Annotated in this window: 11 protein-coding genes; 7 read left to right on the forward strand and 4 right to left on the reverse strand. The window is 44.8% G+C overall.

What is annotated here, in order from left to right; translation table 11 throughout:
• The first annotated feature begins 17 nt into the window (after positions 1 to 17).
• The 3 genes from PKO01S_RS00680 to PKO01S_RS00695 all read left to right on the forward strand — a co-directional run bounded on the left by PKO01S_RS00680 (position 18) and on the right by PKO01S_RS00695 (position 4,444).
• Entirely contained in the window at positions 18 to 587 is a 570-nt protein-coding gene (locus PKO01S_RS00680) for a hypothetical protein (protein WP_127529352.1), read from the forward strand.
• A 679-nt stretch (positions 588 to 1,266) separates the two neighbouring features.
• Entirely contained in the window at positions 1,267 to 2,256 is a 990-nt protein-coding gene (locus PKO01S_RS00690) for a tRNA dihydrouridine synthase (RefSeq protein WP_127529544.1), read from the forward strand.
• 541 nt (positions 2,257 to 2,797) lie between these two features.
• On the forward strand, positions 2,798 to 4,444 hold the full coding sequence (locus PKO01S_RS00695) for an RNA polymerase sigma factor (RefSeq protein WP_164779405.1): 1,647 nt from the start codon (positions 2,798 to 2,800) through the stop codon (positions 4,442 to 4,444).
• 67 nt (positions 4,445 to 4,511) lie between these two features.
• Here the strand turns inward: PKO01S_RS00695 and PKO01S_RS00700 are convergent, their stop codons facing one another.
• Positions 4,512 to 5,072 carry an acyltransferase domain-containing protein gene (locus PKO01S_RS00700; protein ID WP_164779418.1) on the reverse strand — a complete coding sequence of 187 codons (561 nt, stop codon included), beginning with the start codon at positions 5,070 to 5,072 and terminating at the stop codon, positions 4,512 to 4,514.
• Positions 5,073 to 5,103: 31 nt separating this feature from the next.
• Here PKO01S_RS00700 and PKO01S_RS00705 point away from each other — a divergent pair, with 31 nt between their 5' ends.
• Both PKO01S_RS00705 and PKO01S_RS00710 read left to right on the forward strand, forming a co-directional pair.
• Positions 5,104 to 6,039 (forward strand): VanZ family protein, encoded by a 936-nt coding sequence (locus PKO01S_RS00705; RefSeq protein ID WP_174818529.1) that lies wholly within the window; start codon positions 5,104 to 5,106, stop codon positions 6,037 to 6,039.
• A gap of 284 nt (positions 6,040 to 6,323) precedes the next feature.
• Complete coding sequence (locus PKO01S_RS00710) at positions 6,324 to 7,355, forward strand: hypothetical protein (protein ID WP_127529356.1); 1,032 nt, start codon at positions 6,324 to 6,326, stop codon at positions 7,353 to 7,355.
• A 399-nt stretch (positions 7,356 to 7,754) separates the two neighbouring features.
• On the opposite strand, the gene PKO01S_RS00715 is transcribed toward PKO01S_RS00710, so the two are convergent.
• Positions 7,755 to 9,551 (reverse strand): ABC transporter substrate-binding protein, encoded by a 1,797-nt coding sequence (locus tag PKO01S_RS00715; protein WP_127529357.1) that lies wholly within the window; start codon positions 9,549 to 9,551, stop codon positions 7,755 to 7,757.
• A 293-nt stretch (positions 9,552 to 9,844) separates the two neighbouring features.
• Here PKO01S_RS00715 and PKO01S_RS00720 point away from each other — a divergent pair, with 293 nt between their 5' ends.
• Both PKO01S_RS00720 and PKO01S_RS00725 read left to right on the forward strand, forming a co-directional pair.
• The gene (locus PKO01S_RS00720; RefSeq protein WP_127529358.1) at positions 9,845 to 10,552 is read left to right on the forward strand and encodes a hypothetical protein; all 708 of its coding nucleotides are present in this window, start codon (positions 9,845 to 9,847) and stop codon (positions 10,550 to 10,552) included.
• Positions 10,553 to 10,674: 122 nt separating this feature from the next.
• Positions 10,675 to 11,226 carry a hypothetical protein gene (locus PKO01S_RS00725; protein ID WP_127529359.1) on the forward strand — a complete coding sequence of 184 codons (552 nt, stop codon included), beginning with the start codon at positions 10,675 to 10,677 and terminating at the stop codon, positions 11,224 to 11,226.
• A 264-nt stretch (positions 11,227 to 11,490) separates the two neighbouring features.
• On the opposite strand, the gene PKO01S_RS00730 is transcribed toward PKO01S_RS00725, so the two are convergent.
• Both PKO01S_RS00730 and PKO01S_RS00735 read right to left on the reverse strand, forming a co-directional pair.
• Entirely contained in the window at positions 11,491 to 12,897 is a 1,407-nt protein-coding gene (locus PKO01S_RS00730; protein ID WP_127529360.1) for an NAD(P)-binding domain-containing protein, read from the reverse strand.
• 87 nt (positions 12,898 to 12,984) lie between these two features.
• Complete coding sequence (locus PKO01S_RS00735; RefSeq protein WP_127529361.1) at positions 12,985 to 13,434, reverse strand: MarR family winged helix-turn-helix transcriptional regulator; 450 nt, start codon at positions 13,432 to 13,434, stop codon at positions 12,985 to 12,987.
• Between the last annotated feature and the right edge of the window lie 12 nt (positions 13,435 to 13,446).

The following is a 13,446-nucleotide window of genomic DNA, read 5'->3' on the forward strand; positions in this document are numbered from 1 at the left end:
GAAAAGGAGGCAATAAAATGTCCAAAAGTAAATTAATTTGGATTCCAGCAGTTCTTGTTATAGGGATAGCATTAGGCTTATTGATTTACTCTTATTTTGTTCCACACGTTAGAACGGGGCGTACTCCGACAGCGGAGCTGTTTAATAACTTCGGCAGGGTTGCTGTTTTTTGCGGCGCGGCCAGTTTTTTGTGGCTTCGTTTCAAATATTTACGAAAGTCGTCTTCTTTCTTTATTCGGAAGCTTAGCAGATGGGTTCGCTCTATTCACGAGCTTGCAGGGTACCTGACTGTTGCGGCTATTGTTGTACACGGAGCCTACTTCTTATTGTTCTCGGCGCTCAAACCGGAGACGTTCATCGGACTTGCGGCATTTGCCGTTCTGCTAGCCATCGGGGGCTATGGAATCCTGATTAAACAGGTTCGAAACGTGTGGATGCGAAGTGTTCACCGCATGCTGAGTATCGCTTGGATTCCATTATTGCTTATCCATGCTGGAGGTGCTTTATTCGTCGCATCATTCATGTCCGCAGCGATATGTGGAGTAGTATGGATCATTGTAAAATTTACAAAATCAGTTCCGCAATAGTGTGAAAACGCTACTGGAATGCAGCTTAAATGTACTCACCTAGCATGCGAATCTATATTAATCTTTTTTATTTATCGGCTCAAGTTCTTGTCATTTTCCGATGACAAGAACTTGAGCCGATTCCCGATTGGTGACAAGAACATTGTCCGATTGCCGACAAGTAGCCGGGGCCGACCTGTAATTTGTTGAGCTAATCGTCTGTATTCAGAGTCCGATATCGCATGGTTTCAAGTTTTAAGTTACTTTCGAGCGATGGGGATGCCCATTCGGGAGATGCAGCAGTTTATCGCCTTGCAAAATAGTGAGGTCTCTACAATAATAGCACGACGAGAATTTATGGAAGCTTATCGCCGGAAAGTTATCGATCAAATGAAGCCGTATAATATGCGGCTTTTTTGTTTTATGTTATCAAGTTCTTGTCAAAATCAAATGGCCAGAACTTGATAACATTCCCGATCAGTGACAAGAATAATAAAAACCTGTTTAATTACGAAACATTGTTGACGTTATGAAGGGGACATACCCATCATGACGTTATTCAGTTTATAATAAAGACGTTTACTTTATGGAATGTATGTTGTAAACCTGTGATGGTGTTTGAACAATGTTCCACTGACAGCAAGTATTTTACTATTCTAAGGACAACGATTGTTCTGGTAGGTATAGAGGGGTTTTTATGATGAAAGAAAACTTTTGGCGCGAGTTACCACGACCTTTTTTTGTACTAGCACCCATGGAAGATGTGACAGATGTTGTGTTTCGCCATGTGGTAAGTGAAGCAGGCAGACCGGATGTGTATTTTACGGAGTTTGCGAATACGGAGAGTTATTGTCACCCAGAGGGGAACAAAAGTGTACGTGGGCGCTTGACTTTTACCCCAGATGAACAGCCCATTGTCGCACATATCTGGGGAGATAAGCCGGAATTTTTCCGTGAAATGAGCATCGGCATGGCGAAAGAAGGATTCAAAGGCATCGATATTAATATGGGTTGTCCAGTGGCGAATGTCGCAGAGAATGGAAAGGGCAGCGGCCTGATCTGCCGTCCCGAAATCGCAGCGGATATCATCCAAGCTGCCAAAGCAGGAGGACTACCTGTCAGTGTAAAAACAAGGCTCGGTTTTAGTGACCTAGACGAATGGCGTGACTGGTTAACCCATATTTTGAAACAAGACATTGTTAATCTGTCCATTCATCTTCGGACAAGAGAGGAAATGAGCAAAGTAAAAGCTCATTGGGAACTGATTCCGGAGATTAAGAAGCTTCGTGATGAGGTGGCACCAGATACACTACTGACCATTAACGGGGATATCCCTGACCGTCAGACTGGCCAGCAGCTTGCTGAGAAATACGGTGTCGACGGTATTATGATTGGACGCGGTATTTTTCAAAATCCATATGCATTTGAGACAGAGCCGAAGGAGCACAGCAGTGCGGAATTGCTTGATTTGCTGCGGCTCCATCTGGATCTGCATGATCAATACTCAGCAGAGGAACCACGTTCGTTTAGTGCGCTTACCCGTTTCTTCAAAATCTATGTCCGTGGGTTTCGAGGGGCAAATGAACTCAGAACCAGCTTAATGAACGCCAAATCAAAAAGTGAAGTGCATGTATTGCTGAAACAATTTGGAAGCAAGGAGCATGATGGGGCTGAGGAACCTGGAAATTAGAGGGGTAAGGTTCGATATCGGGTGACAAGAACATTGTTTCATTAAAAGACGTGATTATAGCGGCTCTAAGTTGGTGATGCATTGTGCGGACTTTGGGCGGTTGTATTAAAAGAAACAAACGAAATGATTGGTCTTTGCAATATATCTAAATTTACTGGCTACTGAAAACCGTTCAGCTGCTGCGGAGCTTGTACAAGAATCCAAGATAAGGTTGTTCATTAAATCAAGTTTGGTATGATAGCGCATCAGGAGGAGACATCATGGCAAGACTACCTAACTTTCGACGATTCCGTAAGACTTCGCACAAGAGGAGAGCCAAGTGGTTTCGTACTCCTCCTGCCATTGGTAAGACGAAAATACAGGCTTCGAAGTAAGTATAGACGCGGCAGTAGAGATTACAGATACCTAGCTAGTACCCAAGATAAAGTTCGTACCGGTTACTGTAGGACGTCCATTTTTTTTTGAAAATATCCCAACCTTTATTCCGCTAGGCACACTATATAATTGTCAGGAATTACAGAGTCGATTGCGGAGGCGAATGATGGATTCGATAGGGCAGAACGGAAAAGAAGCGGCCGAAGCGATTCGGAGCTATGTCAAACCGATTTTCGGTTTTGCGTTGAACCGGGTTAAGCAGCGGGCGGAGGCGGAGGATCTGGCTCAGGAGATTATGCTGCAGTTGTTGAAATCCTTCTCAGGGAAGCGGGACATTCGGAACCTGGAGGCCTATGTTTGGACGGTTGCCCGATACACTTGGGTGAATTGGTTGAAAAAGCGTGCGCACGCTCCCCAAGCGATCGAAATCAACGGCATGTCCGAACTGTCGGCCACCACTTCCCGGGAGCCGCTTGACAGACTGCTGGTAACCGAAGCTTACCGCGAGCTGCGCCGGGAAGTCGCGTTTCTGTCCGACATCCATCGCCGGATCGTGGTCATGCATTACTACGACGAGCTTAAAATCGGCGATGTCGCGATTGCTCTGAACATTCCTGTCAACACGGTGAAGTGGCATTTGAGCGAGGCCAAAAAGGAGTTAAGGAAAGGGATGAAACGTATGCGTGCAACAGGAACTTTGAGTGTTAATCCGGTCAGCATGGGGGAAATGGGCCATTCCGGTTCGGCCGGCAGACTGGGCGAAACCAACGATTTTCTTGGACGCGCCTTGGCGCAAAATATCGTTTACGCGGCTTATCACAAGGCGCGTACCGTACATCAAATCGCGGAGGAGCTTGGAATGCCGCCGTCTTTGCTGGAAGGCGAAGTCCATCACCTGGCCGATTACAATTTTCTCGTCGAAACCTCTCCCGGCAAATATCAAAGCAATACCATCGTCTGGGACCTCTTCGAGTTGGTCGTAGCCGGTCATCGATTCTGGCAAGATTGCGCCGCCGAAGTGGCCGATGTTCATTTCGACGCGTTAATGAAAGTGCGCCGGCAAGTCGAAGATAGCGGAGTGTACGTTCCAGACGGCGACTATAACTTCCTGCTCTGGACCTTGCTGCCCAAGAACGTCGAGGAGCAATCTTGGCGGAGCATGCCGGCGGGCGACAACTTCGATGCGGTCGCACCAATGCGAAAGGACGGAGGGCAGTATATTGCCTATGCGGCGTTGAACCGGAGCCGCAATGCCGATCCGGGATTTGATATGGGTAGTTACGTCACCTTCGGTCCGTCGCTCCGCTACGTCGAAGACACTCCCCTGTACTTGTGGCAGTTCAATACGTACTGGAGCGACCGCCAGGGGGATTGGCGTTTCCTGGAATACCGGAATGTCGAGATTTGTCATGCGTTCCAACAAGGGGAACTGCCCGACAACGAAGAGAACAGCGAGCAATATTCGTTCCTGCTGGAGAAGGGGTACATCCGCAAGACGGAGGAGGGGTACAAATTCAATGCGGTTTGGATCGACTCTCCGCAAACGTTGGATCGGTTGAACAAGGCAATGCCAGATTTGTCCGCTCTGTATGCGCCTGCTGTCGGCAAGCTCTACGATAAAATGCTCAAGCTGTTCCTGCAAAATCAGCCAAAGCATTTGGAGCCGCAACTTGCTTACATGGTGAGAGGCAATACCGGCGGCGGCCGGCTGGTCGCTTATATTTTAAAACATTTGATCGATAACGGGAAGTTGAAACCGCCGTTGCCGCACCAGCAGAGGACGATTTCAACCTGGATGGGGCCGGTCAAGTAAGTCGGGTTCGGAAATGGATACGAAGTTTGGAGTTGTAACGTGGAATACCTGACAAGAACTTATAACGTTAACTGCGGTCATGAGACGAGTTCTTCCAAGGGTCTTCCAGAAGTTTTCCGTAGGCAGCGCCGATGCAACCGCCTTCCAACAGGCGGGCTTTGATTTTTTTCTGCAGGGATGTACGTTCCGGAAGATCGTGTACGGGAAGATCCGTTCTTCCATAAACCCATCTGATTGCGCCGTCATTTGTTTCATCAACTCGGATCAAGTCGAACGTCTTCTGAAAGCGGACGATATTCGTGTTTTCCGACAGCAGCTCAGCAAGGACAGGGGAAAGCAACCAGGAATCGCACACCATATCGGACTGTCCGTACTCCGGGTAATATTTTGCGAAGAATACCTTAGCGTCTTCATAGGACTTCCGCAAGCTCTCGCGCCTCATATCCGCATCAGCGGGGATATGGATATTGATTAACTTCTTGTCTTCCTTCACGATCATTTCGTATTCAAGCGCGCCGATTCGGAATTCGTGAAGGGAAAGCTGTCTTGGAAACCACCATCCCCACACGAACGCATAGGTGCCATGCACCTTGTAATGCTCCTCAACGAATCTCGTACAAAACTTCATCGTATCCGTAAAGCGTATAAAGGAGAATATAATGAATACCAAGCACCGCAAAGTTATTTTGGTTATAACCCTGTGCTATACGGTCTTGATTTTTTATTTTATGTTTCTTGCTTTCGGCAGAGTAGAAACCACAGATCGGATGACAGGGTATACCTTTCTATTTTTACCGGATGGTTTTTTCAGGCTCCCAGATCTATCGGATCTTCTACATCCTACGCTGATGGATGCTTGGGCTCTTGGGAACATCGCCGCCTTTATCCCTTTCGGCATCATGATCCCGTTGTTGTATCGAACAAGCTTCTTTCGATACATGATCCTTTTTATCATGTGTATCCTTGTACTTGAGACCGTTCAGGCGCTCACTTTGCTCGGTAGCTTCGATATGAACGACGTTATTCAAAACTCATTGGGGGCAGCAGTCGGATTCGGGGCGTTTAGATTCGGATTTCGTACAAAAAAAGTCTGGAGAAACATAGTTGCTACGTGCATCTCTGCCATAGTCCTGATGATCGGGATTTGGGGAAGCTTCGGGATCATCGACAAAGCGTTCACTAAAGAACTAGGCCCCTTCGTTGCGTTAAACGAGCTGAAAAACAGTGGTATAAATCCATCGGCGGGAACAAAGCTAGACAGCTTCCAAATTGGCGGACAAAACGTAGAGCCCCAGTATAATGCATATAGCACCGAAGGCCAACATACGGTGACGTACACATATACGTTAGGCAAAAAAGAGCTGTATCTCTTCTTGAATTTTGGGATTCCCAATCAGGAGGATGCTTATGGGAGTCTAAGCATCTCCGCCGATGGTCAGGAGTATCTGTCTACGTCCGCAGAAGATCCGAGCGATGAACCGGGTATGTCCTCCATTTATCTTCAAGGGGCCAATGAGCTCACGATCACCCTGGAGGGGAATGCGAGAATATGGGATGTGGGATTTAGGGAGATGAGGTACACCTGGAATTGGTAAAGTGGACGATCATAGGAGATTAGGCTAAACGAGGAACGTTTGTTCAATTAAGGAAATGGGTGATTCTGTGCGACCTGACGTTGAAGCTAATTTCTAGCTAAAGGAGAACGATAGTTGAATGCCCAAGGAAGCAGTTTGCCGCGGCTGCTGCTTCTTTTTCATTGCGCTAAATGTGGGTGACAAGAACATAGTAACATTGTAAGCCGAATAAATTGCGGCTTTCTTGGAATAGAAGTGCTATAGTATTTGTAAAAATGTTACATAGCAAAAAAAGGGGATCCCTCATGAAAGTACGCATTCTAAGGTTTGCTATTTCGTTAGTTTTGCTTGGTATTCTAGCTGCATGTTCGAATGATGAAGCAGGTGTGAAAAATACGATAAATAGTCACCCCAATACCAGCGAAATACAGGCGTCCGTTGGACCTGCGACGGAAGATTCCAATTCGGGTGTCCAACCGGAAGCAGAAAAAGTAACCGGTAATGTGCCTTATACCAATAGTCCTGGTTCTGAACCGAAGTTATTGGACACATCTAACAACACTACGACAATTGACTCGAAAATAGAACCTAAAAGAACCCAAGAGAAGCCAATCCATAAGGATGTCTTTGAACTAGATGGTCAAAATTTCTCCGTCCTATATTGGAACGAGGGAGAGTTCGACTACTCCCGTTTTGCCATTATGAAACAGGACGATATTGTTTTTGACAGTCTGGAGCGAGGGATCACATTCGAAGGTGGGGCTGGCGGGCAAACTGATGGAGAGTCCTGGTCAACAGGTATCGTTTACAATGACCACGCCACATTTCTTTTTGACCTCGTAGACAATCGCCCTGATCCTTCTTCGATCCTTATTGAAGAGGTCGAAGGAGAGATGAAAGTAACCGTACAAGACAATGTCGAACTCAATTTTGCTCAAGCCAAAGGAAATCCCGTGTTGGTCGGCTTCCTGTCCTATGGTCAAATGCCTTTGTTCCCTGCGCTCAACGCCGTGTATGTCTGGCAGTCCGGCCATTACGAGGTGAGTACGGTATTGACGCAACAGTACTGGGAGGATGAGCTGGATAATCGCCAGCTTGCCTTCAAACAGGAGCCGAATGAGAGGCGGCTGGATTCGCTTCTTTCTGCTTACCTGCTATTGAACCGAATAGAGGATGGAAGGAAATGGCTAGAAGACTATAGCCTGAACAATATTTCAGCCGATAATGAGTACTTACAGACCTACAAAGACTATTATAATGACAAAGACATGGTGGATGAAGCCCTTTATGAGAACTGGATGGACAAACTTCCGCCACTTGCGAATCCATCCCGTTAATACTGCGGTGATTGCTTTCGGCAGCCGGTTGCGTCGGGCAGGATAGTAAACCATCAATACCAAATGGAGAAGGGATGAATTCAGATGAACAATAACGAAATAATGGAGTAAAATAAATATATACCGATTCAAACCACTGCCTGAGCGGAAGTGCAATTTTGTAACAGGAAGAAGCGATGTAAGTTCTTGTAAAAAGCAATAGACAAGCACTTATATTGGTTGCCGAATAGGGACGAAAACGTATATTGTGAGCCGCGCTATATTACAAAAAGCCATCATTCAAAAATTGAATGATGGCTTTTTGTAAGTGAAAGGTGAGGGAATAATTCTGTAGGATGACAATCATAGAACCGAAAAAGTGTCATGCTTGGGAACTTGCTGACGGAAATCAAGCATGAATTAAACCTTCGGGCGGCGCCATATTTCCTTGTAGTCTACTTCGCCCCAGACATTCATGCTGATGCCGTTTAGCGAATTTTGATGGCTGACCGCTCGCATATGATGATGCAGGAAAAGCAGGTAATACTCCTCTTGAAGCTCATCTTGAAGCTCTCGAAGAATGGAAAGACGTTCCGATTGACTGGAGGCGTGCAAACAAGCCATTATCCGAGTATCTATAGTTTGTTTCCACTTGGGCGGGAGACAATTCCTAATCAAGCTGCTGTCAGCACGAAATGTTTCTATCAGCGTAATATCAGGCTGCTCGCCAAGTACTTCTCCAACCGAGATCATGTCGGCCTGTATCATGACGGCTGTCTCAACTAATTGCTCTACAGGAACGATTTGAATATCGACTTGAATACCCAATCCTTCACAAGAGCTTTGTATCCACTTGGCGTTTTCTCTATTATAGGGATTATCATACGTATATAGCTGTAAAGCTTCACCTTTATAAGAGGATGCGGCTAAAAGCTCTTTTGCTTTGGTAGGATTGTAAGATGCTTTCCCACGCTGCATTTCGCTCTCATTCTCCTCTGTGAAGATAAATCCCTTAGCTGGCATCAGCCGAGTTCCATTCCATCTGCCGATCATTCCCCACCGGTCGAGGCTTAAATGAATCGCCTCCCGCAGCCGAATATCCTGCAGAGGCCCCGGTTTGATTTGATTGAAGATCAGGTAGTTACATCCTTGCTCAAGCTCCTGTAGTGTAGTCAATTCTTGGTTAACTGTTGCTTCATTCGCTTGCGGATCGTAGTACAGCATATCCACATTCTGCTTCGAAGCCGTTTCCAGAGTTGATCCTTTATAATTCGGCCATATCCACATCTCAATACGATCTAAATGCGGGCGACCCTCGAAATAATGTTCATGGGCTTCTAAGACTATCATCGAAGAATTGTTCTTCACGATTCGGAAAGGTCCAGTTCCGTTAGGCATGTGGGAATGCTCACCGTCCCAGCCGTTTGGAACAATATAACAGCGATCTGTACTGACTATATTAGGAAATGCGGCAATCGATTCTGTAAGCTCAAAAGTGACGCTGTACTTGCTGGATTCATAAATATTTGCTAAGTAGCCATACATCCAATCAGAGGGAAAGCGGGAGAGCAAACGCTTAAACGAATGGATGACATCGCAGGGGGAGAGGAGATGGCCGTCATGAAATCGAACCCCTTTGCGCAGATGAAACGTCCATTTCTTGAAGGTTGCATCAGACTCCCAATGATGCGCGAGACTCGGAACCAATCTTTTCTCCTTGGTCGAATACCCGATAAGCTTGTTCATCAGTTGCCTGAGCCAGTTCACATCCGAGCTGCGCAACACCTGTGCAGGATCAAGTACAGAGACCTGTCGAGAGTAAGGGAGCCTTAATATATCGAGTTCCTCTTCATTGGATTGGATACCAAATTGGAGGTTAATCCCTCTCATAAATTCCTGTTGCTGGATCTCATCCAGAGAGGCGATTAACTGCCAGGCTTCTTGAATGCTTTCGTTTCCAATCAACTCATGAATCTTGCGCTCAGTCAGCTCTTGTCTTGCCAAGAGAAATTTGAGCTCAGATTGATTCCCGCGGCCTCTACCGGGTCTCCACTCAATGAGATGCTCGGCCGACATTCGCTGAAGGACGAGCGCCGTATTTCGGCGGGTGCAATCGAGCGTTTCCGCAATCTCTTCCATTAATACCGGGAAGGCTTGAAAATCAGCGATAGTGCCGAATCGGTCACGCAGCTTTTCATAATAATCGAGTAGCTTCATAACAAGTTAACCTCTTCAAACAATTTGTAATAGCAAGCTGATATTGTGTGATAATGAGAGATGATCATTATAAACAAAGTCGGCACAATAAAAAAGGTGAAACCAATTGACTGCATTATTCACTTTTAACTGTTTTTTAAACCTGTATAATGAATCCCATGGATTAGACGAGAGTCTCATCATGTTGAGAGAAGGACTATCTAAAAGAATAAGATGTCTGGCTTTTGGCTTGAGGTAAGCTTATCCGCATCTGCTGTGACTGCAAAATTAATTGTAAAATTATGGAGGTAGGAATGAAGAAAGCAGCATTAGTATGTTTAAGTGTAATTAGTGGCGCTTTAATGTTGGGTCCAATGAGTTCTCATGCAGCAAATGATGAATATGATGCATATGGCGGAGTAAATGGTTTGCTTTCTGGGGGTAGATTATATGCCCCTCTCCGTAGTATGGTGAACAATAATCTATTCAGTTACGATGAACAACTTGATAAATATCTTGAAGTGAAAATAAATTGGAATCAGAAGACAAAAACTGCTTCACTAACTAGAGGCGGGAAGACTTTTAATGCCACTGTTGGTAATGGAGTATTGTTGAGAAAAGACGCGGTGTATGTACAATTTAAAGCTTTAAATAACTTCTTCTATCCGAACGATCATCTCAAATGGGATACAACTACATTGACAGGAAATTCTGAGCACATTACGGTTTATGCTCGTCCATTGACAGATAATCAAGCATTGACTCTTGCAACAAATGCGATGTCCAAGAAGACACAATGGATTCAATTTCATAAAAATAACGTAGAATTAGGTCTTCCAGAGTCAGAGTATATTCAATGGAACAAAAGTCTTACTAAATTTAAAGCGGTCTTTCATTCAGATGGGCTTGTTGGCGAATATAACTATAGCTACGGAATTGAAGCTGAGATGACTAAGAAGGCTAATGATTGGACTATTACTTCATTTAATTATTTCGATAGTACAAGGATATATTATCCTTAAATCATCACCAGATAATTTGGTTAAATCGTGAAGCGCGCGTACAAGAGAGCCGTATGGGAAAGCATCCCTACGGCTCGTTCCAAAAAAGTATATACTGTACCCACGGAAACGGAGAGAGAACCATGGGACGCTATATAGAGTTTGATAAAGAAGCGGTGCTTCATAGAGCAATGCTCGTTTTTTGGAAGAAGGGCTACGAAGCGGCAAGCATTCCCGATTTGCTGGAAGCGATGGATATTAGCAGATCAAGTCTGTCAGCAAGTACTTCGAAGGTTGAATTAATTAAGGTGGGGGATATAATTGGTGATTTGCCAGTTACAACCTATCAGATTAGCCATTATCCGGAGAATAACGAGATAATGTCCTTATATATAGGGTTCAATGGGAAACTAAAACTTAGTGGAAAATTCATATATTATTCCATCGATGATGAAGTCTACGGTAACGAAATTATGGTTACTTACGAACAAGATAAAGACTTTCCTGGAAACTACATAATGGATTCTTATCATCTTGTCCGACCGGAGAGAAAGTTGATGCTTGTTTTTAATAAGGAATCCGACAAAATGCAATTTGGTCAACCGGGGACGGATGGTGAAGTCGAGCTTCTTATTCAAAACTATATGTTCCAGTATACTCAGTCAGATGTAATTGATACTGCAGAGTTTGACTAAATTATAAAAATCACAAATGACCAAGAGTGTCGGGTGACAAGAACATTGACCGAATGAAGTCCGCGGAAATCGCAGGCTTTTTCATTTATCGGCTCAAGTTCTTGTCATTTGGCGATGACAAGAACTTGAGCCGACTTGTTGAAGGATGGAATGGATGGATCAAGGTGTTAAATACGCCTTGATCCATTTTTGAAAATTGACGCCTAATCGCCTTGACGGATTCGGAGGCTTGTTCGTGTCAATCTTAGTCCTTTATTTGTACATTCATTTAGAAGAGTCGCAGCAGGAAGGCTCCTTATCATTCTGGGGGCTACCACAACAGTCGCTAGCAGTCGTTACTGTAATCGGTTTGAATGTAAGTTTCTTTGGTTTTGGTGTACAGCAACTAGCAGCTTCATTTTCGCCTAACAATGATTTGGGAGCCGAACACACACCGGTTTCCGGAAGATTAAGTCTCACTTCGCGTGCAGCCTCATAATCACCTGCTAAAGCAGCAACGACACTTCTTACCTGTTCGTACCCAGTCGCAAGCAGGAAGGTAGGGGCACGACCATAACTCTTCGATCCGACGATATAAAAGTTCTTTTCCGGTTGACGAAGCTCAGCTTCGCCGTGCGGCCGAACGGTACCGCAACTATGAAGATTAGGATCAATCAGATCCGCTAATTGTGGAACGGACTCAATAGCTGAATCCGCTGAATACCTCAATTCCCGAAGGAAAGTGAAATCTGGTCTTGCACCTGTTGCTACAATAACCTCATCGATCTTATCAATCGAATAGTCCTGGCTATCCTTAGTACCTAGAAGAGAAAGCGTTGAGCGTTCCTCATCTGCCTTAATCTGAGCAATGAGGAACGGTGTGTGGACCAACACGTTCCCATTTTGAACGAATTGATTGGCCCGTGAACCAAGCACTCCGCGTGCTGGCAAGCCGTCGTTTTCACCGCCGCCAAATGCTTCAGATACGTTTTTCTTTCTAAGCACCCAATGGATGGTCGTTTCTGGAACTTGCAGCTTTAGTTCATGCAATAGTGTAAGTGATTGGATTGCGGAGTGTCCGCTGCCCACCACTACAATATTTTTACCAGCATAACGAGCTTTATTCGATTCCAAAATATCAGGTATACCATACAAAATGTGATCAGCATGTTCTTTTTCACCATCAGCAAAGTTTCCGCTGGCACTCATCGGGTTAGGGGTTAACCAAGTTCCAGTTGCATCAATAATAGCAGAGGCTTCAACATGAAGCTTTTGTCCTTGTGTCTCATATTCGATCATGAATGGTGCCGTATTGCGACCAGCTGTCTTCATTTTATCGAAACCCTTACGATAAATGGCTTTAACGGTTGATTCAAGATGTATAAATGACTTGATTTGCTCTAACTGAGATAATGGTTCTAAGTATAATTGTACAAGTTCTTTACCTGTGGGCATTTGATCTTGCTCTGGTGCAATCCAACCTGTTTCCAATAAGAGATCCTTAGCAGCTGAATCGACATTGAACTCCCAAGGAGAGAACATCCGTACATGCTCCCAGCTTAGTACAGAAGCTCCAATATGAGCGCCTCTTTCAAAAAGCACAAATGGCATGTTTCTTTTTACAAGCTGAGCTGCAGCAGCCAATCCTACAGGGCCGCCACCAATGATTGCAGTTGGCAATGTATTCGACATATCATTTTCCTCCTTAGTATACATTGCTATTTCTTGGACAGTCTTAAATTTGCAAATTACAAGTAATGATCTAAAGGTAAACCTCCATTATTTTGGAGGTATACAACAAGATGCCGATTTCTGCATAGAATCGTTCAATAACTTGATCGATCGAATTACAGTTTCTCTTTCGAACTCAGACATAGTGGAGAGAACGCCATTAAGTTGTGCATTTACAGTAACGTTAATGTTATTTTCAATCCCTAAGCCTTCCGGAGTGAGTGACAAAATATTAATACGGTTGTCTGCCGGATGTGGTGTTTTCTTTACGAGACCTTTGTCTACAAGGGTTTTGACTTGTCTGCTGAAGGTCGTAATATCCATACCTAAGGCGCCAGCAATTTCTTGCATAGAAGGGTGGTGCTGCCGATTGATCTCGTATAGGATATGACTCTGCACAAGTGAAATGTCTTGGCCGCAGCAGTTGTCGCAGCACTGTTCATTCAATAAACCGAAGTTTCGTGATAGAAGTTGAAACATGTTCCGTACGTTCTCCATAGTCATGACCTC

Origin of the sequence: Paenibacillus kobensis NBRC 15729 (assembly GCF_004000825.1) — a bacterium.
GTDB lineage: Bacteria > Bacillota > Bacilli > Paenibacillales > Paenibacillaceae > Paenibacillus_T > Paenibacillus_T kobensis.

Excerpts from the sequence above, each read along its gene's own strand:
- PKO01S_RS00735 (WP_127529361.1), bottom strand. The coding sequence starts at position 13,434 with ATGGAGAACGTACGGAACATGTTTCAACTTCTATCACGAAACTTCGGT.
- PKO01S_RS00720 (WP_127529358.1), top strand. The coding sequence starts at position 9,845 with ATGAAGAAAGCAGCATTAGTATGTTTAAGTGTAATTAGTGGCGCTTTA.
- PKO01S_RS00705 (WP_174818529.1), top strand. The coding sequence starts at position 5,104 with ATGAATACCAAGCACCGCAAAGTTATTTTGGTTATAACCCTGTGCTAT.
- PKO01S_RS00695 (WP_164779405.1), top strand. The coding sequence starts at position 2,798 with ATGGATTCGATAGGGCAGAACGGAAAAGAAGCGGCCGAAGCGATTCGG.
- PKO01S_RS00715 (WP_127529357.1), bottom strand. The coding sequence starts at position 9,551 with ATGAAGCTACTCGATTATTATGAAAAGCTGCGTGACCGATTCGGCACT.
- PKO01S_RS00690 (WP_127529544.1), top strand. The coding sequence starts at position 1,267 with ATGAAAGAAAACTTTTGGCGCGAGTTACCACGACCTTTTTTTGTACTA.
- PKO01S_RS00710 (WP_127529356.1), top strand. The coding sequence starts at position 6,324 with ATGAAAGTACGCATTCTAAGGTTTGCTATTTCGTTAGTTTTGCTTGGT.
- PKO01S_RS00680 (WP_127529352.1), top strand. The coding sequence starts at position 18 with ATGTCCAAAAGTAAATTAATTTGGATTCCAGCAGTTCTTGTTATAGGG.
- PKO01S_RS00700 (WP_164779418.1), bottom strand. The coding sequence starts at position 5,072 with ATGAAGTTTTGTACGAGATTCGTTGAGGAGCATTACAAGGTGCATGGC.
- PKO01S_RS00730 (WP_127529360.1), bottom strand. The coding sequence starts at position 12,897 with ATGTCGAATACATTGCCAACTGCAATCATTGGTGGCGGCCCTGTAGGA.
- PKO01S_RS00725 (WP_127529359.1), top strand. The coding sequence starts at position 10,675 with ATGGGACGCTATATAGAGTTTGATAAAGAAGCGGTGCTTCATAGAGCA.